We start from the raw sequence: 18448 nt of genomic DNA, 5'->3' as shown, positions 1-18448 counted from the left end.
GATTTCATCCTGGCCGACCTTGAAGCCCGCGACATCGCCGCCGTTATCCCGGCCATCCTTGCGGGCGTTCTGTTTGCCGTCTCGTCCCGTTTCAACGGGTCTTATCGGCCTGAGCATTTCGCGGACAAAGACCGCGATGGAGAGCCGGACGAGCCAGGCGGGCCGGCGAAAGATCTTTAGGTTACGCCTTGCGCCCCAGCCCCCGGCTGGGAATCAGTGCTGGCGGGTTCGGGTTCCGGCTGAGCCGGGGGCGGATTGACGATGGCGTCGAGACGCTCAAAATCCGCGTCCATGCCAGAGCGGACATCGGTAAACCACTTCGCAACATTGGGCAGGTTGACGGCGACCGAGGTGCCGTTCGGCAGACCGTCGCTGAGCAGCTCGGCGATCTTGGCTTCAAAGGCCTGTGCTTCAGGGCCGGTCATGACGGCGCGGGCCGCTTCGACGCGGTCCAGATAAAGGCCGGCGATGATCACCTCGGCGGCTTCGGCCTCGGCGATGGTCTTGGGTTTGGGGAATGCGGCCATGGTAGGCTCCTAAGAGAGATTAGGGTTAGAGCGACTGGTAAGCGTTGACGTCCAACAGCAGGTTGAGGCCACTAAGGCCGCCCCCCGATGTCGTTCGTTTCTGGAGTGCGTATTCGACGGTTCCTGATCGCGTTCCTGAACCGGCCATCGATACAGTGTCATCGACGCCGCCAGGCGTGTAGGTCGCTCCGCTCGGGCCGCTGACTACAACGTCATCTGCGACCTGGACCACGCGCCACTCGACCGTCGTATTGGTTCCGCGAGCTAGTCCGGAGGGCAACAACGAGACGTTGAGGATGGCGGATGGAGGAACGCCCCTAAGGGTAAAGGCGGCGATCTGCGACCACCCACTGTTGCTGTCTAGGAATATGTTGGCGAGAGATTTGGAACCGCTCGCATATCCCCCTGGCGCGCTTTCAGCGCTAGGAACATCGGAACCGCCAAACCGAGAGCCGCCAACGGTGTTCTGGCTCATGTAGACGTAGGCGTTGCCTTTGGTCTCAGAGCCTTCCGCCACCGAAGTCGGCCCGGTCCACCAGACCAGTTTTTGGTCACCACCAAAGGCCTTGCCGTACATTGTGCGGGAGTTTGCGGCCGGGCTGTAGATGTACCAGCGACCTGCCCGATACTCGGTCCGCTCCCCGCCTCCGGGCGAGCGGATGCCAAAGCTGTCAGCCGCAATCTCAAAGGCGGATGTCGTTCCGTCATTTGTCGATGAGTAGCCGCTGATCAGCCCATTGACGTCCAGCACGACGCCTTTGATCGCCTTGGCGCGGCCATCCGCCGAAGCCGCCACGCTCTCGACGTTGGTCAGACGGGCGGAAATCCCGGTGCCGGGCGTGTTGACGCTGGCCTCCAGACTGGTGACGCGCGCGGCGTCCGCCTTTCCGGCGGCGAGATCAATCGTCGCCTGCCTCAGTTCCCCAACTGAACTGGACAGATATTGGTCCAGGGCGTCGTTGGAATAGATCGTAGCGACCTGACCAGGTTCGATCTTGATCTGCCGGAAGAAGACTTCGGCGTAGCTGGAAGAAGCGGTTCCGCTGATCTTGGCCACGAACGCGGCCTTCGTTGCTCCGGTCGGCTTCGCGGCCGTCACTTCACCGCCCGTCAGGGGGCGTGTGGCGCTTTCTCCGACGTAGCCGCCGGCGTCGTTGTAGAAACCGATGTAGCCGAGACGAACGCCTCCGCTGAACCCCTGCGCACCGCCCTTGAATGACAGGGTGACGTGGGTCGCCTCGCCAATCGCGACTTTCGGAGAGATATGCAGGTGATCGACGGCCCCGGCGCCCGTGTAGTCCTTGTAGAAGACGGACCCGCCATTGGCAGGGCTGTCGACGACAGTCAGACCTGCGGGTGCATCCCAGCCGACGACACCCCGTTCCCCACTACCGCCCGGCAGAAGATTGCGGTTTATGTTCTGGCGCGCGAGCAGTTGGCTGACAGCCTGGGCCCTCGCCGTGGTTTCGGTGGCGATGGCCTGCTCGGCCGTGGTGATCCGCGCGGCGAGGCCAGTGCCGGGCGTATTGACCGCAGCCTCCAGGGCTTCGACCCGCGTAGCGCTCGCCTTACCGGCGACATCGACCTCGACGTTATTGAGGCGGGTGTTCTGTGCCGTGTTGACGCTTTCCGCATCGAACACCCTTGCCGTCAGATTGACGAGGTCGACGGCGTCCGCCTTGCCTTGTGCGAGGTTGGAGACGGCAGACTGAAGGCCGGCGACTCGCGCGGAAAGGCCCGTTCCGGCGGTATTGACTGTCGCTTCGAGCGCCGCCACGCGCGTCGCATCCGCCTTGTTGGCGACCAGGTCGGATGTGGCCGCCTCCTGCACCGCCAGTCGGGCCTTCAATCCGGTTGAAGGCGTATCGATACTCGTTTCCAAAGCGGCGACACGCACGGCGCTGGCCTTGCCAGCGACATCCACCTCAACCGTCGTGAGGCGCTGGTCCTGAGCGATATTCACGCTCTCGGCCCCAAATACCCGTGCCGTCAGGTTCACGAGGTCGGTAGCGTCAGCCTTGCCTTGTGCGAGGTTGGAGACGGCAGACTGAAGGCCCGAAACCTTTGCGGAGAGGCCCGTGTCCGCCCCATCGACCGTCGCTTCCAGCGCGCTCAACCGTTGCGCGGCGGCGTCGCGGTTGGTGATGATGGCGCTTTCGGCCGAGGCCAGGCGCGCCGTCAATCCTGTCCCGGCCGTGTTGACCGTCGCCTCAAGGGCGTTCAGCCGGTTCACAGCGGCGGTGTTGTTCGTCGCGACCTGACCCTCAGTCGCCGTCAAGCGGCACGGTGCGTTCCTCCTAACGAAGCGATAGACGCCTCAATAGGTGTTGAGGAGGACCGCATGGGCCAACTCGGCGTCTATTTCGGCCAACAAGTCAGGGCAGCCCGCTTGGAACGGAACTGGTCGCAAGCCCAGTTGGCAGAAGCCGCTGGGACGTCGGAAGAATGGGTGCGGAGAATCGAGCGCGGCGCAAAGTCTCCCTCGTTCGACACCGTCGAGGCGATCAGCACGGCGCTGGGCGTGACAGTGTCTCACCTTTTCGCAGCCATGGTGGAGATCAGGCGCGGCTTGAAAGGCTCATCAGCCTCACGTGCGAGATGTCCTCCGCCGACATTAAGTGGCTGGAAGACGCCGCCAGACTGATTCAGCGGAAACCGTCACCCCAAGGCGACTAGAGGCAATGCCGGTGTAACTTCTGTGGAACGGCGTCGATGATCGAGCGTGATTTTCACTTAGTCGGCGGGTTAGGTGAAACGCGTTCAACGCCGGGAGAACCCTTGCGCAATGGGGGTTGAATGGGGTCCGCGAGGATGTCGGTGATCGCCCGGTAACACCGCTCCAAAGCACTCAAAATCCAGTTCCGAAAGGAGTGCCGGTTCGACCCCGGCCGCCCGCACCACTCTTCGTCGGTTCAGCCCAGCTGCCGGTGGAAGAAGTCCGTCACATCGGCCAGCACCGTCGCCTTCTTTCTAAACAGGGGCGAGAAGGTCGCGATCAGGTCGGCGTGGTCCAGGCCGGGATAGAGTTTGGCCTGCGACCGTCCGCCCACCGCGCGCATCCGTTCGTCCAGGATGGTCGTGTCCTCGGCATGCACTACCGTATCGGCCGTGCCGTGGCCCAGCCAGATCGGCGGGGCGTCGGGGCGCACGAAGGTCACGGGCTGGGTCAGGGTGGGGTCGGGCGCGCGGCCGAAGGCGTTCTTCGACGCCGCCACGTCGAACGGCAGAAAGTCGTAGGGCCCGGCTAGGCCCGCCGCCGCCTTGATCAGGCCGGGTTGGCCCACGGCGGCCATGTAGCGGCGATCCAGGGCGATCATCAGGGCCAGATGCGCCCCGGCGGAATGGCCCAGCACGCCGAGACGCTCAGGCTCGCCGCCATGGGCGACCACGACCTGAGCCGCCTTGGCCGTGGCGGCCGCCGCATCCTCGATGAAGGCCGGAAAGACCACCTGAGGCACGACCCGATAATCCGGCAGGGCCACCACGAACCCCCTGGCCGCCAGGGCCTGGGCGGCCCAGCCGTACTGGTCTCGCGACCCTGAATCCCAGCCCCCGCCATAGAAGAAGACCAGGGTCGGATAGGGTCCCGGGGCAGTGGGGGCGTAGAGGTCCATGCGCTGACGGGGATCGTCGCCATAGGCGATGTCGCGCGCGACGCGGCGCACGCCGGGATCGCGCGGCCCCAGGGTGTTCAGAAGGTTCAGCGGCGAACAGGCCGCGGCGACGAACCCCAGGGCGGGGGCGAACAGGCCGCGGCGGGTCATGCGTGGGTGTCCATAGGTCTCAATACGTCCCAAGCGTCGATTCGGTCGTCATCCGACGCCGCACCCTAGCGCGCCCCCGCGATCAGGCGACCGCAGTCGGCGTCTTCCGCCAGGCCCGGATCCACGAAGGCGAACAGGGCCGTGACCGGCGCCACCACCGCACCCAGCAGACCGGCCAGCCCGCCCTGCCCGACCACGCTGCCGACATCGACCCCGACCTTGGGCGCGCTCAAGGCCCCGGAGACGGTGATCGGCGCCCACAGGCGCAGCAGGCGCGGCTTCTTGGATTCGCCCTCGATCCGGAGGTTCAGCGTCTCGGCCCCCAGGTCGATCGACCCCTTGCCCTGGGCCAGGACGACATCGGTGTCGATGACGAAGGTCCGGGCCGTCGCCGTGCCGTTGGCGACGGCGAAGTCGGCGACGGCGCAACGAATCTGGCTCTCGGACTGATCGCCGCTGAGCAGCTTCAGCAGGCCCGCGCTGGCGTTGATGCCCAGCAGTTCGGCGAAGGCCGCGCGCATCCGCCCGTTGGGCACCACCAGGCTCATCGACCCCTTGGAGGCGGCGGCGAAGTCGTGGATCGAGGCCCCCGGCCCCTCCAGCCGCGCCCGGCCCAGCGCGCGCCCGCTCAAGGGAACCGAGCCGTTGCGCGCTGGAATGATCGATTCCAGCGGATAGCCGGACAGTCGCAGGTCCACCGCATTGTAGGGCGTGTCCTTGGTCGCATTGATGCGGGCCGTGCCGTTCAGCTCGCCGCGATTGAAGTTGAAACTGATGGGATCCAGCTTCAGGATTCCGTCCTTCAGATCGGCGCCCAGATTGACCGCGCGCACATCGAACTGGTTGGCCTTCACCGCGACGGCGCGATAGGTCAAAGAGCCGTCCATGGTCCGCAGCCGTTCGGTCTGCAGCTTGGCGTCGGGCAACAGCTTGCCGCCCACGACCACCGGCGCCTCGGTATTGGTGCCCGCCGCATTGGTGCGGGTCCGCGCGCCCAGAACGGCGGCCAGATCGTCGATGTCCAGCCGACGCGACCGCAGGTCGGCGTCCACCCTCAGGCGCTGGGCGGCGTCCACCCGGACCTCGCCCGACAGGTCCGACGCCCCGACCCGGCCGTCGAAATCCTTGAAGGTCCAGACCCGCTCGTTGCGGTTCAACGCCCCCGACAGGCGATAGGGCGGCGTGTTCGGCAGGGTCACGCCGGTCAGCAGATACAGGTCCGACAGGTCCCGGCCCTGCATCGTCAGGGTGGCGTCGAACCGCCCCAGGTCGAAGGGGCGGGTGATCGCCCCCTTGGCCGTCAGGGACGATCCCGCCCCGCTGACATTCGCCTCGAACTGATAGGGTCGATTGCGTCGGATGTTGATGAAGGGCCCGCCCTCGATCTTCAGCGTCAGGGGCGATCCGTTCACCGTGCCGCGTCCCTCCAGCACGAAGCCGGCGTTTCCGTTGGCCGCCTCTCGCGCATTGACGGCGGCCTGCAACGTCATCTTCCGCCGCTGTTCGTCGAAGGACAGCCGACCGTCGGTGATGACCAGCTGTTGAATGACGGGCAGCTTCATCCCCTCTCCGGTGTCGGGCTTGTCGGGGTTCAGGTCCCAGCTCTTGCGGCCGTCCTGACTGGCGATCAGAACCACCTTTGGCCGGGTGAAGCTGAGCAGCGGCATCTCGATCTGACCGGCCAACAGTTTGCGCAGCCGCACCGACGCGCGGATCTCGTCCACATCGGCCGTATCCTGCTGGCGCGCCCAGTCCGGGCCGCCGATCTTCAGGCCCCGAACCACCGCCGAAGGGGTCCAGCTGAACAGATTGACGTCCAGGTCGCCGGTCAGCGCGATCTGGCGATCGTATTTGGCCGAGGCCCAGCGGCCGATGGGGCCGCGCAGCATGTTCCAGTCGAACAGGGCCAGGAACAGCACCACCGCCAGCGTCAGGACCAGAACGATCCCCAGCGCCCATTTCTCGGCCGCGCGGGGATGGCGGGCCGCCGCATAGACGGGGTCGTTCTGCCGGACCCAGTCGCGCCAGACGCGCGCCCGCGCCACGTTGGGCGCCACCGCGCGACGGTGAAGATTCGATCCGAAATCTCGCCAATTCAGGGGTTTGGACAAGCGCACGCCTCCATCTGCGAAAGCAAACGCGCCACCGGCGGTTTGGCGCCGCTACGTCAACTCCAGCCTTCGATGTCGTCGATCTGACGCTTATCTGTCGTATATTCTTTACAATAGAGAAAATCGGCGCATATTTCGTCCGAGTCCTGATCTTAATTCGGGAAATGGAGGAGGTTTCCGATGATCCGTTTCGCTACGCCCGCCCTGATCGCCGCCGCCCTGATGGCCTCGGCCGCCCCGGCCCTGGCCCATTCGCCGCGAGAGGTGTCGCGACAGACCCTGCGCGCCGAGACCCTGCAGTCCGTCATGGTCTGCGGCGGCGACGCCGAGGCGCGCCGCGCCTATCAACAGACCTATGGGTCGGCGCCGTCGTTCGTCACCGCGCAGGAAGCCCTGGCCGCGCGTCAGACGGGCCAGCGCTGGGCCACGCCGCGCTGCATGACCGCCCATCAGTACAATCGCCTCGCCGGCCCCGCGATCCAGCGCGCCTCGCTCTAAGCCGTTCGCGTCGAGACCAAAAAAGAGGGGCGCGGTCGGCTGACCGCGCCCCTTTCTCTCGCCCGATCCGAAGCGCGGATCAGCGCGCCGGCGTCAGATATTTGTTCAGCCAGCCGAACACCTCATTGTGCCATTGCAGGCTGTTGGCCGGCTTCAGCACCCAGTGGTTCTCGTTGGGGAAGACGATCAGACGGCTGTCGATATTGCGCCCCTGCAGGGCGGTGAAGGTGGACAGGCCCTGGGCGGTCGGGATGCGGAAGTCGCGGTCGCCCTGAACCACCAGCATCGGCGTCTTCCAGTTGTCGACGTGGTTGGCGGGGTTGAACTTCTGATACCCTTCCGGATTGCGCCACGGCGCGCCGCCGTATTCCCATTCGGTGAACCACAGCTCTTCCGTCGAATACCCCATGGCGAAGGTGTCGAAGACGCCGTCGTGGTTGACCAGGCATTTGAACCCGTCCGACCAGTTTCCGGCGATCCAGTTGATCATATAGCCGCCGTAGGAGGCGCCGAGCGCGCAGGCGTTCGACCCGTCCAGGAAGCCGTATTTCTGCTGAGCCGCCGCCCAGCCCTTCTTCAGATCCTCCAGCGGGCGGTCGCCCCAGTGCTGGCTGATCGCGTCGGTGAAGGCCTGGCCATAGCCGGTCGAGCCGTGGAAATCGATCATCACCACCGCATAGCCCGCGCCCGCATAGGTCTCGGGGTTCCAGCGATAGGACCAGCCGTCGCCGAACGAGCCCTGCGGCCCGCCGTGGATCAGGAAGGCGACCGGATATTTGCGGCCCTCGACATAGCCGACCGGCTTGATGACATAGCCGTGGACGGTCTCATTGTTCCAGCCGGCGAAGCTGAACTGCTCGTATTCGCCGAACTGTTTGGCGGCGAAGGCGGGGTTCGACTGCGTCAGGCGACGCGGCATCTCGCGGCCCAGATAGGTCTTGAAATACAGGTCGCCCGGCTCGCGCAGGCTGTCCTGGGCGAAGACGAAGCCCGAGGGCGTCTGCTGGAAGGCCGAGACATGGCCGCTGCCTGTGATCGGCGTCACCACGCCGTTGCGCGTATCGACCGCGAACAGCTTGGTCGAACCGACGTCGCCTGCCGTCGTGTACAGGGTGTGGCCGTCGCGCGACCATTGCAGCGTATCGGCCGACCGATCCCAGTTCGAGGCGATCTCGCGCTTCTGGCCCGTGGCCACGTCCATCAGCACGATCTGATAGCGGTCGGCCTCGAAGCCCGGCCGCGCCATGGCGCGATAGGCCAGGGTGCGGCCGTCGGGCGAAAACACCGGGCCGGCGTCCCAGGCCTTGTTGTCCGCCGTCAGGTTGGTGAAGGTGCCGTCGCCGGTCAGGCCGTTGGTCTTCCACAGGTCGAAGTTGGTGCTCCACGGCTCGGTCTGGCCCGCCAGGCGCGCCGAGAAGACCACGGCGTCGCCCGCCGGCGTGAAGACGAAATCGCTCTCGTCGCCGAACGGCTTGGAGGGGGTGTCGCCGTCGAAGCCCTTGGTGACCCAGGCCGGGGCGCCCGTCGCCTTGCCGTCGCGGCCGATGGACTGGACGAACAGATGGTTCTGGGTGTGGTCGTTCCACGTATCCCAGTGGCGCACGAACATCCGGTCATAGACCAAGCCGGTCGTCTTCCGTTCGGCCATGGCCTTGCCCATCTCGACCGAGGCGTTCAGGTCGGCGGCGTTCGGATAGACCGCCAGAGAGGCCGCCACTTTGTCGCCCGTCGGGCTGACGCGATAGGCGTTCACGTCCAGCGGCAGATTGGTCACCTGAACCGGCGCCGCCGTGGGCGAGGCCACGCGCCAGACCTGGCTGGTCCCCGACTTGCCCGACAGGAAGTACAGATTGCCGTCCCCGCCCCAGCGCGCGGTGTTGGCGCCCTGGTCCGAGATGGCCAGGCGGCGCGGCGCGGCGCCCGGCGTGTTCAGGTCCAGCATCCACAGACTGCCCGAACGGCTGTTCGCCGCCACATCCGTGGTCGTGACCGAATAGACGACATAGCGCCCGTCCGGCGACACCTGCGGATCGCCCAGCCGATTGGCCGAGATCATGTCCTGATAGGTGAAGGCGTCCGACGTCGCCGGAACCGCCGGCTGGGGCGAGGGCGGAACCTGCGCCAGAGCGGGCGCCGCCGCCATCAGGGCGACAGCCGCACAGGCGGCGGACAGAAGGGAACGGTGGCGCATGGGCTCTTCCTCGGAAATCTGGCTGCGGCAAGGCGTAGCACCGCCGTTCGTCGGGAGGAAGTTGTCGCGAACGGACGTAGGCGGCGCCGGCCCTCACACCCCATCTTGCCCCCTCCGACCGAACCGGCGACAAGCGGTCTTTCATGAACACCGCCCCTTCCCCCGCCAGACGCCAGCCGCACATCGTCGATGTGCTGATCGCCGAACGTGCGCCGCGCCTGACCGCCTCGCCCTTCTGGCCCGTGGTGCGGCCGGCGCTTTACGGGGTGCTGGGCTATGAGGCGGCGGTGCGGATGGCCGACGCCATTCGGGACCTGTCTGGGGTGGAGACTTTCGACTATGTGTCCGACCTGCTGAGGCTGAAGGTCGCGACCACGAACCTTGACCGCCTGCCCGCCACGGGCCGCTGCATCGTGGTGTGCAACCACCCCACCGGCATCGCCGACGGGGTCGCCGTCTTCGATGCGATCAAGCGGCGGCGCAGCGACATGATCTTCTTCGCCAACGCCGACGCCATCCGCGTCTCGCCCCGACTGGACGAGACGATCATCCCCGTCGAATGGGTCCATGAGAAACGCACCCGCGAAAAGACCCGCTCAACCCTGAACGCGGCGAAAGAGGCGTTCGAGGCCGAACGCTGCGTGGTCATGTTCCCCGCCGGGCGTCTGGCGCGCGAGATTAACGGCGTCCTGACCGATCCCGAATGGGCGCCGACCGCCGCCTCGATGGCGCGGAAATACGACGCGCCCGTCGTGCCCATGCACGTCACCGGCCCTTACAGCCGCCTGTTCCACACCTTCGACCGCTTCTCGCAGGAACTGCGCGACGTGACCCTGTTCCACGAACTGCTGAACAAGGCGGGCAAGGCTTTCGGCGTCGACGTCGGCCTGCCCATCCCCGCCGAGCGGCTGGATGTGGACGCCGCCAAGGCGACCGAGGCCCTGAAACGCTTCACGGAACGGACCCTGGCCGCGGACCCTGAGGCGGTGTTCCCGTGAAGATCGAACTGCCCGACGCCCAGGCCACCACCCGCCTGGGCCAGATCATCGCTCCCCTGCTGGCGCCCGGCGACAGCGTCCTGCTGTACGGGCCGCTGGGCATGGGCAAGTCGACCCTGGCGCGCGGCCTGATCCGCGCCCTGACCACGCCGGACGAGGATGTGCCCAGTCCCACCTTCACCCTGGTTCAGTTCTATGAGAGCGACCCACCCGTCGCCCATTTCGACCTCTATCGCCTGACCCGTCCCGAAGAGGCGTTCGAGATCGGGCTGGACGAGGCGCTGGACGAGGGCTGCGCCGTCATCGAATGGCCTGAGCGGCTGGGCGATAACCCTGCACGCTTCCTCGGCCCCGACCGCCTGACCCTCATTATCGCAGAGGACGGCGACGGCCGCCTTGCGACCGTTTCCGGCGCAGGCCGGTGGGAAGCCCTGATCGATCATGTCCGCCTCTGACCGCGAAACCCTCCACATCGACTTTTTGAAGGCCGCCGGTCTGGCCGAGGCCGTGCGCGCGCCCCTGCCCGGCGACGCCTCCACGCGGCGCTATGAGCGGCTGACGCCCGCGAGCGGCCCGGCCCTGATGCTGATGGATCAGGCCCCCGCCGCCGAAAGCCCGCCGTGCGATCCGTCATGGACGCCGGATCAACGCCGCGCGGCGGGCTGGAACGCCGTCGCCCGCCTGTCCGCCGGTCGGATCGAGGCCTTCGCCGCCGTCGCCGCCCACCTGAAATCTCTCGGCCTGTCAGCCCCCGAAATCCCGGCCCTGGATGCGCCGAACGGTCTGGCCGTTCTGGAGGATTTCGGCGACGCCCTGTTCGCCCGCGTGATCGAAGGCGGCGCCGACGAGACGCCGCTTTATCTGGCCGCCATCGAGGCCCTGGCCGTTCTGCACGAGGCCGGAAACCCGCCCGAGGCCCTGCATGGCCCGGCAGGCGACTGGCCGCTGCTGACCTATGACGAGACGGCGTTGCAGGGCGGGGCGGACCTGTTCGTCGAATGGCTGCCGAAGCTGGATGATCGGGTGGCGTTCGATGACGCCGCCATCGCCGACTGGCGGGCGGCCTGGGCGCCCATCGTGACATCGGGCGCGGCGGGCGCCTCGGTCATGGCGCACCGCGACTATCACGCCGAGAACCTGATCTGGCTGCCCCAGCGCGACGGCGCGGCCCGCGTCGGCATGATCGACTTCCAGGACGCGGTGCGCGCCCATCCGTCGTGGGACCTGCACTCCCTGTTGCAGGACGCCCGACGCGACGTGTCCTACGATTTGGAGGCCGAGGCCCTGGACCGCTACTTCGCCCTGCGCCCCGGCGTGGACCGCGCCGCCTTCATGGCCGATTACTCAGGGCTCGCCGCCCTGAACCAGGCGCGGATCATCGGCATCTTCGCCCGCTTGATCGCCCGCGACGGCAAGCCTCGCTATCGTCAGTTCCTGCCGCGCATGTGGCGGCATCTGAACGCCAATCTGGAACAGCCCGCCCTGGCGCCCGTCGCCCGCTGGTTCGACCGCCATGTCCCAGCCGAGGTTCGCGCATGACCGCCGCTCCGAAGACCGCCATGGTTCTGGCCGCCGGGCTGGGCACCCGGATGCGCCCCCTGACCGACGACCGGCCCAAGGCCCTGGTCGAGGTGCAGGGTCGCGCCCTGATCGACCATGTGCTGGACCGACTGGCGGATGCGGGCATCGAAAAGGCGGTGGTCAATGTCCACTGGTTCGCCGACCGGCTGGAGGCGCATCTGGCCGCGCGCGGTCGCGCACCTGAAATCGTGATCTCCGACGAGCGCGCCGAACTGCTGGAGACCGGCGGCGGGCTGAAGAAGGCGCATCCCCTGCTGGGCGACGATCCGGTCTTCGTGGCCAATATCGACAGCGTCTGGATCGACCGAGGCGACGCCCTGGCCGATCTGGTCCGCCTGTGGAACCCCGAGACGATGGACGCCGCCCTGCTGCTGGCCCGTCGCGAAGGCTCCATCGGCTTCGAGGGCGACGGCGACTTCTTCCTGGGCGATGATGGCAGACTGACCTTCCGGGGTGAGGCCCCGTCCGCGCCCTTCGCCTATATGGGCGTCCAGATCACCCGGCCCGGATACGCCGACGACGGCCCGGACGGCCCCTTCTCGCTCAGCCCCCTGTGGCGCAAGTCCGCCAGTGAAGGTCGCCTGTTCGGCTGCGTGCTGGACGGCGACTGGATGCACGTCGGCGACCCGCAGGCGCGGGATCAGGCCGAGGCGAAGCTGGCGGGGGAAGGGTGACGACGCCTCTCTTTTCCTCGTCATCCTCGGGCTTGTCCCGAGTATCCATACGCCCGGTGCTCGCCGGTGCGCACCGGCCTCGACTGAGTCTATGGATCCTAGGCACAAGGCCTAGGATGACGGTCTTGAAGTGAGTGACTTCGACCCCTTCGCGGCGTCCGGCCCGCGCTGGTACGCCATTCCCGCCCACCGGCCCTTCCTCGAAGACCTGGCGGCGGGGGTTCTGGCCTGGCTGGGCGAACTGCCGCCCGAAACCCTGTCGGACGCCACCATTCTGCTGCCGAACCGCCGGGCGGCGCGGGCCTTCACCGGGGCCTTGTCCAGGCTGGCGGACGGGCGGCCCGTCCTGCTGCCGCAGGTGCGGCCTCTGGGCGATCTGGAGGAGGATGAGCCGCCCTTCACCCCCGGCGCCCTAGGCCTGGACCTGCCGCCCGCCATCGCCCCCCTGACGCGCCGGTTCGAAATGGCGCGGATGATCGTGGAGCAGTTCGACAGCGACCTGACGCCGATGCGCGCGCTGGATCTGGCCGACGCCCTGGGCGGCTTCCTCGATTCCTGTCAGTTGGAAGAGGTCCAGAACCCTGAACGAGTCGCTGCGCTGGTCGATGGCGAGATGGCCGAACACTGGGAACGGTCCGCCGAGTTCCTGAGCCTGGGCGTCGTCGCCTGGCCGAAACGTCTGGCCGAACTGGGTCTGGTCGATCCGGCGTGGCGGCGCGCGACCCTGCTGCGCCGTCTGGCCGAACTGTGGGACCGCCAGCCGCCGACCCAGCCGGTCATCGCCGCCGGATCGACCGGCACCGTGCCCGCCGCCGCCGATGTCCTGGGCGCCGTCGCCCGTGCGCCCCTGGGCTGCGTGGTCCTGCCGGGGCTCGATCTCGATCTGGACGACCGGGTCTGGGATCAGATCGACGAGGAGAACGAGCAACACCCCCAGCGCGCCCTGAAACGCCTGCTGGAGCGGCACGACATCGACCGCCGCGCCGTGCGTCCGTGGTTCCAGCCGCCGGTCGCGCCCCAAACGGAGCAGCGCGGTCTGGCGCGCCAGCGTCTGCTGAACGAAGCCCTGCGCCCCGCCGATGCGACCGGCGACTGGCGCGAGGCCATCCGCGCCATCCGCGCCCGCGCCGTGGAGGCAGGCCGCGCCGCCGACCCCATCGCCGAGGGTCTGGAGGGACTGTCGGTCCTGAACCTGCGCCATGACGAGGAAACCGCCGCCGCCATCGCCCTGATGATGCGCGAAACGCTGGAGACGCCCGGCAAGACCTGCGCTCTGGTCACGCCCGATCAGGGGCTGGGCCGTCGCGTCGCCGCGCGTCTGGAACGCTGGGGCGTCGTGCCGGACGCCTCGGCCGGTCAGCCGCTGAACCGGATGCCTGCGGGCGTGCTGGTCGAACTGTGCGTCCGCTGGATCGCCGCCCCGACCGATCCGCAGGTTCTGCTGGGCCTGTTGAAACACCCGCTGGTGCAGTTGGACCTTGGCGAGATCGACGTCGCCCGCGCCATCGCCGCCTTCGAGGACATGGCCCTGCGCGGCCCGCGCCATGCCAGTTTCGAGCGGCTGAACCGCAAGCTGGACCGCGCATTGCGGCCCGACCGGGACGGCGCCCCGCCGTCAGACGGCCGCCTGAAACGCCACGCTCAGGCCCGCGCCCTGTCCGATCATCTGCAGCATCTGGTCGCCACCGCCCGCGCCGCCTTCGCCCCCACCGCCCCGCTGGACGCCGCCGCCCGCGCCCTGACCGTATTGATCGAGGCGCTGGCGGGCCAGAACGCCTGGGTCGGCGCGGACGGCGAATGCGCCGCCGGTCTGTTGTCGAACCTGATCACGGGGGGGGCCTCGCTGGGCGCCGTCTCGGCGGAGGACACGGTCGAACTGGTCAAGGGTCTGCTGGCCGACGCCGTGGTCCGCACCGGCGGGGCGACCCATCCGTCGCTGCGGATTCTGGGGGCCATCGAGGCCCGTCTGGTGCGCGCCGACCGGATGATCCTGGCCGGGCTGGAGGAAGGCGTCTGGCCGCAGGGCGCCCCGGTCGATCCCTTCCTGTCGCGGCCCATGCGAAAGGCGCTGGGCCTACCCCCGCCCGAACGCCGCATCGGCCAGAGCGCGCAGGACTTCGTTCAGGCCGCCTGCGCCGACGAGGCCATTCTGATCCACACCGAACGACGCGGCGGCCAGCCCGCCGTCCGGTCCCGCTGGTTGTGGCGGCTCGACATGCTGACGCGCGGGGCGAATACGGATCAGACGCCGGTCGCCGTTTCCGCCCCCGTCCATGTCGCCGACTGGACCCGCGCGCTGGACGCGCCTTTGCGCGACACGCCCGACTATGCGCGCCGTCCCGCCCCGACCCCGCCGGTGGACCGCCGCCCGCGCGAACTGCCCGTCACAGGGGTCGAGCGCTGGGTGCGCGACCCCTACGCCGTCTATGCTCAACGGATACTGGGGCTGAAGGTGCTGGACCGGCCCGGCGCCTCGGCCGAGGCCATGGCCCGCGGCGACGCCATCCACGAGGCCATCGAACAGATGGTCCGTATCTGGCCCCACGCCCTGCCCGACGACTGCGCCGACCAGATCGCCGACCTGATCGTCAACGCCATGACCGAGGCCGGGTTCGAGGACGCCGCCCTGGCCCGCGAACGCCCGCTGGCCCGCAACGCCGCCTTGTGGCTGGAAAGGTTCGAGCGCGAACGGCGCGCGCGCGGCGCGACCCTGCTGATCGAACAATCGGGCGCGATCGTCTTCGACGCCCCCGCCGGTCCCTTCACCGTCACCGCCCGCGCCGACCGGATAGAGTTGGACGCCACGGGCGCGGCCATCATCGACTTCAAGACCGGCCAGACGCCCAGCCAGAAACAGGTGGTGCAGGGGTTCGCGCCGCAACTGACCCTGACCGCCGCCATACTGGCCGAGGGCGGGTTCCAGGCCCCGCCGACCGAGGCGACCGAGCTTCTGTACGTCAAGGTCACCGGCCGCCGCGATCCGGGCAAGGTGGATGATGTCTCGCGCCAGGGCCGGGGCAACACCCTGACCGCCGCCCAGATGGCGACGCGCGAACTGGACCGGCTGAAGCTGGGCGTGGCGGCCTTCGACGACGCGGCGACGCCCTACACCTCATGGGTCGCGCCGCAGTTCATGGGCAATTTCGGCGGCAACTACGACCATCTGGCGCGTGTCTGGGAATGGCACGTCGTCGGCGGCGAGGACGAGGCGCCCGAATGACCGACCTATCCCCCGTCGACATGGCCCGCGCCCATCAGGCGACCGCCGCCGATCCGGCCCTGTCGGTCTTCGTCACCGCCAACGCCGGGTCGGGCAAGACCACCACCCTGGTCAGCCGCGTGGCGCGCCTGTTGCTGAAGCGGGTGCGGCCCGGCGAAATCCTGTGCGTCACCTACACCAAGGCCGCCGCCGCCGAGATGCAGGCGCGGCTGTTCGAACGGCTGGGCGAATGGGCGGTCGCCGACGACCGGGCGCTGGCGGCCGATCTGGCGCGGCTGGACGGGCGCGATCCCGCCAGCCTGACCGACGCCGAACTGTCAGAGGCCCGCGTCCTGTTCGCCCGCGCGCTGGAGACGCCGGGCGGGCTGAAGATCCAGACCATCCACGCCTTCTGCGAGAAGCTGCTGCGCCGGTTCCCGCTGGAGGCCGGGGTGGCGCCGGGGTTCGAGGTGCTGGAGGATCAGGCGGCGCTGGCCCTGTCCCACGCCGCGCGAGAGGATCTGGCCCGTTACGCCCTGAACGACGGCGACGGCCCGGTGGGCCGCGCCTACGCCCATTTCGCCGTCGAACTGGCCTGGGACGCCTTCCATTCCCTGCTGGACGCCATCGAGGCCAGGCGCGAGCCGCTGCTGGACTATCTGGCACGGATCGAGGCCGGGACCGCCCCCGGTCCGCATGAACGGGTCGGCGTCAGCCGTGACGAGACGCCCGCCCAGATCGAGGCCGGGTTCATGGACTGGCTGAACCGCGCCGACTGGCTGGCCGCCGCCGAGGGTTTCGCCACGGGCGGCGCCAACGACAAGAAGCTGGCCGGACAGATGCGCGATGCGGTTCCGCCCGCCACGACCCTGACCGCCATGACGCCCATCTTCATCGATTCCAAGGGCGTGGCGCGCGACAAGTTCGGCACGTCGAAGGCCCCGCCCGGCGCGGCCTCCTATCTGGCGGATGTGTCGCTCAAATATATCTCGACGCTGGATCGGGTGCGCGCCGCCCGCGTGGCGGACGAGACGGAAAAGGTGCTGACCCTGGCCCGCGTCCATGCCGCCCTGTACGAGGCCGCAAAACGGGCGAACGGCGCGCTGGATTTCACCGATCTGGTCGGACGTACGGTCGAACTGCTGACCAAACGGGCCAGCGCCGCCTGGGTGCTCTACAAGCTGGACGGCGGGATCGAGCATGTCCTGATCGACGAGGCGCAGGACACCGCGCCCGACCAGTGGGACATCGTCCGCGCCCTGACCGAACCCTTCTTCGCCGGTTCGGGCGCGGAGCGCAAAGACGCCGCCATTTCCCGGACGGTCTTCGCCGTGGGGGACGAGAAACAGTCGATCTACTCCTTCCAGGGCGCGCGGCCCGAACGGCTGCGTCAGGAGGCCCGGACCTATGACGCCCTGGTGCGCGAGGCCGACGCCGACTTCCGCGAGGTGCCGTTGGACACCTCCTTCCGCTCGACCGAGGAAGTGCTGCATTTCGTCGATGTCGCCTTCGACAGCCCCGGCCGCACCCGCGCCCTGGTTGGAGAGGCCGGCGAAATCGCCATCCACCGCCCGGCCCGTCTGGAGCAGTATGGCGCGGTCGAACTCTGGCCCCTGTTCGAAGACCCGGCGGCGCCCGAGCGCGAGGCCTGGAACGCCCCCGTCGACAAGGAAGACAGCCGCAGCGCCCGCAAACAGCTGGCCCAGTCGCTGGCCCGCCACATCCGCGAACAGGTCGCGGCGGGCGCCGCCATCTATGACCCGAAACAGCGCGGTGCCCTGCGGCCCCTGCGTTACGGCGACTTTCTGGTGCTGGTGCGTCGTCGCGATGCGACCTTTGAAGAGATCATCCGCGCCCTGAAGACCGAGGGCGTGCCCGTCGCGGGCGCCGACCGACTGAAGCTGTCGAACCATATCGTCTTCGACGACCTGATCGCCCTGGCCCGGTTCGCCCTCTTCCCCGACGACGACCTGTCGCTGGCGGAAATCCTGCGCAGCCCCCTGTGCGATGTCGCCGATTTCGGGCCTGCCGACGCCCTTTATCCGTTGGCGGACAAGGTGGCGCGCGAGGGGCGCAGCCTGTGGCGCGAACTGCAGCGCCGCGCCCATGAACACCCGGCATGGACCGCCGCGCGCGATCTGATGGCGACCCTGATCGCCGCGCGCGACCGCGATCCCTTCGCCTTCTTCTCCGCCGCCCTGAACCGGGTCGGGCCGGACGGTCGTTCAGGTCGCGCCCGCATTCTGGACCGTCTGGGCCGCGAGGCGGAAGAGGCCATCGACGAAACCCTGGCCCAGGTTCTGGCGGCCGAGGAACGCGGCGGGCGCGATCTGGAAACCTGTCTGGCCCTGCTGGAACAGGCCGATGTCGAGGTGAAGCGCGAGATGGAGGGCGCGCGCGACGAGGTGCGCGTCATGACCGTGCACGGCTCCAAGGGGCTGGAGGCGCCCATCGTCATCCTGCCCGACACCACCGGCAAGGCGAAACCCCAGGGGCCGACCCTGATGCCCGCGACACTGGCCGACGGGACCGAGGCCTGGCTGATGTGTCCGTCCAGCGCCAAGTCCGACTGCGCCGTGTCCGCCGAGGTGCGTCAGGCGCGCGTGGACCGCACCGACGCGGAATCCCTGCGCCTGCTCTATGTGGCCCTGACCCGCGCCCGCGACCGCCTGATCGTCATGGGCCGCAAGATGAGCCGCCCCAAGGAGACGGGGTATGAGGAGGGCAGCTGGTGGGACGTCATCGCCGGAACCTTCGAACGGCTGGCGCAGGACCGGCCTGACGCGGTGCAACTGCTGGACGGCGGACGGCTGCGGTTCGGGGCCGATCCCGAAACCACGCTCCGCGCTGTGTCGACAGCAGCCGCAGCCGCCGCCATCCCCGCCTGGGTCGCTGCGCCGCCCCC

At 68.3% G+C, this 18448-nt stretch carries 14 protein-coding genes; 9 read left to right on the top strand and 5 right to left on the bottom strand.

What is annotated here, in order from left to right; genetic code table 11:
* The coding region (locus RTU05_RS12020; RefSeq protein WP_312598554.1) for a hypothetical protein at positions 1 to 180 on the top strand (180 nt) is incomplete at its 5' end.
* Here the strand turns inward: RTU05_RS12020 and RTU05_RS12015 are convergent.
* On the bottom strand, positions 177 to 527 hold the full coding sequence (locus tag RTU05_RS12015; RefSeq protein WP_312598552.1) for a hypothetical protein: 351 nt from the start codon (positions 525 to 527) through the stop codon (positions 177 to 179). The two genes, RTU05_RS12020 and RTU05_RS12015, sit on opposite strands and share 4 nt — an antisense overlap.
* A gap of 25 nt (positions 528 to 552) precedes the next feature.
* A complete protein-coding gene (locus tag RTU05_RS12010) occupies positions 553 to 2760 on the bottom strand; it encodes a hypothetical protein (protein ID WP_312598550.1) in 2208 nt (735 codons plus the stop codon).
* Positions 2761 to 2868: 108 nt separating this feature from the next.
* Between RTU05_RS12010 and RTU05_RS12005 the strand changes: the two genes are divergently transcribed.
* Positions 2869 to 3171, top strand: a complete 303-nt coding sequence (locus tag RTU05_RS12005) for a helix-turn-helix transcriptional regulator (RefSeq protein ID WP_312598548.1) — start codon at positions 2869 to 2871, stop codon at positions 3169 to 3171.
* 268 nt (positions 3172 to 3439) lie between these two features.
* On the opposite strand, the gene RTU05_RS12000 is transcribed toward RTU05_RS12005, so the two are convergent.
* Both RTU05_RS12000 and RTU05_RS11995 read right to left on the bottom strand, forming a co-directional pair.
* Entirely contained in the window at positions 3440 to 4291 is an 852-nt protein-coding gene (locus tag RTU05_RS12000; protein WP_312598546.1) for an alpha/beta hydrolase, read from the bottom strand.
* A gap of 65 nt (positions 4292 to 4356) precedes the next feature.
* Positions 4357 to 6408, bottom strand: coding sequence for an AsmA family protein (locus RTU05_RS11995; protein WP_312598544.1), 2052 nt, complete (start codon positions 6406 to 6408; stop codon positions 4357 to 4359).
* Between the two features lie 174 nt (positions 6409 to 6582).
* On the opposite strand from RTU05_RS11995, the gene RTU05_RS11990 reads away from it, so the two are divergent.
* Positions 6583 to 6900: a hypothetical protein gene (locus RTU05_RS11990; RefSeq protein ID WP_312598542.1), complete on the top strand. Its 318-nt coding sequence runs from the start codon at positions 6583 to 6585 to the stop codon at positions 6898 to 6900.
* Positions 6901 to 6979: 79 nt separating this feature from the next.
* Here the strand turns inward: RTU05_RS11990 and RTU05_RS11985 are convergent, their stop codons facing one another.
* Positions 6980 to 9091 carry a S9 family peptidase gene (locus tag RTU05_RS11985; protein WP_312598540.1) on the bottom strand — a complete coding sequence of 704 codons (2112 nt, stop codon included), beginning with the start codon at positions 9089 to 9091 and terminating at the stop codon, positions 6980 to 6982.
* Between the two features lie 143 nt (positions 9092 to 9234).
* Between RTU05_RS11985 and RTU05_RS11980 the strand changes: the two genes are divergently transcribed.
* The 6 genes from RTU05_RS11980 to addA all read left to right on the top strand — a co-directional run.
* Positions 9235 to 10089: a 1-acyl-sn-glycerol-3-phosphate acyltransferase gene (locus tag RTU05_RS11980; protein ID WP_312598538.1), complete on the top strand. Its 855-nt coding sequence runs from the start codon at positions 9235 to 9237 to the stop codon at positions 10087 to 10089.
* Positions 10086 to 10544: a tRNA (adenosine(37)-N6)-threonylcarbamoyltransferase complex ATPase subunit type 1 TsaE gene (gene tsaE, locus RTU05_RS11975; protein WP_312598536.1), complete on the top strand. Its 459-nt coding sequence runs from the start codon at positions 10086 to 10088 to the stop codon at positions 10542 to 10544. The genes RTU05_RS11980 and tsaE overlap by 4 nt, the downstream gene beginning before the upstream one ends.
* On the top strand, positions 10531 to 11628 hold the full coding sequence (gene amgK / locus RTU05_RS11970) for an N-acetylmuramate/N-acetylglucosamine kinase AmgK (protein ID WP_312598534.1): 1098 nt from the start codon (positions 10531 to 10533) through the stop codon (positions 11626 to 11628). Before tsaE ends, amgK begins: the two co-directional genes overlap by 14 nt.
* A 20-nt stretch (positions 11629 to 11648) precedes the next feature.
* Positions 11649 to 12344, top strand: a complete 696-nt coding sequence (gene murU / locus RTU05_RS11965; RefSeq protein ID WP_312598556.1) for an N-acetylmuramate alpha-1-phosphate uridylyltransferase MurU — start codon at positions 11649 to 11651, stop codon at positions 12342 to 12344.
* Between the two features lie 130 nt (positions 12345 to 12474).
* Positions 12475 to 15564: a double-strand break repair protein AddB gene (addB, locus tag RTU05_RS11960; protein WP_312598533.1), complete on the top strand. Its 3090-nt coding sequence runs from the start codon at positions 12475 to 12477 to the stop codon at positions 15562 to 15564.
* A partial coding sequence (gene addA, locus RTU05_RS11955) for a double-strand break repair helicase AddA (protein ID WP_312598532.1) occupies positions 15561 to 18448 on the top strand: 2888 nt, incomplete at its 3' end. The genes addB and addA, both read left to right, overlap by 4 nt.

This window comes from Brevundimonas sp., assembly GCF_032017145.1.
Taxonomy (GTDB): Bacteria; Pseudomonadota; Alphaproteobacteria; order Caulobacterales; family Caulobacteraceae; genus Brevundimonas.
Note: the sequence above shows the minus strand (reverse complement) of the source record. Positions and strands in the feature narration are given on the sequence as shown.